General features: G+C 75.6%; 1 protein-coding gene. It reads left to right on the top strand.

Annotated elements, in window-relative coordinates; genetic code table 11:
• Positions 1-299: RNA polymerase sigma factor region1.1 domain-containing protein (locus tag ACLBXP_RS25750; RefSeq protein ID WP_447670646.1), on the top strand; the 299-nt coding region annotated here is incomplete at both ends.

Genomic DNA, 299 nt, shown 5'->3' with positions numbered 1-299 from the left:
GGTGACGCCGGGCCTCGACCGGGCGGTCCTCGACCGTCTCATCGACCTCGGGCGGCAGCGTGGGGGGCTGACGCCGGAGGACCTGCGCGAACATCTCCCGATCGCCGCCCTGGGCGCCGAGGATCTGGCCCTCATCGTCCTGGAAATCGAGGAAGCCGGGGTGCCGGTCGAGATCGAGGAGATGCTCGCGGCGCTCATGCGGCCCGCCGGCCTGCGCGATCCCGGCGGGCTCGCCATCGGCTCCGCGGCGCCGCCGCCGGCACCGGTTTCGCAACCGGGGGTGCAGCCGCGCCCGGAGC

This window comes from Methylobacterium sp. A54F, from assembly GCF_053346035.1.
Note: the sequence above shows the minus strand (reverse complement) of the source record. Positions and strands in the feature narration are given on the sequence as shown.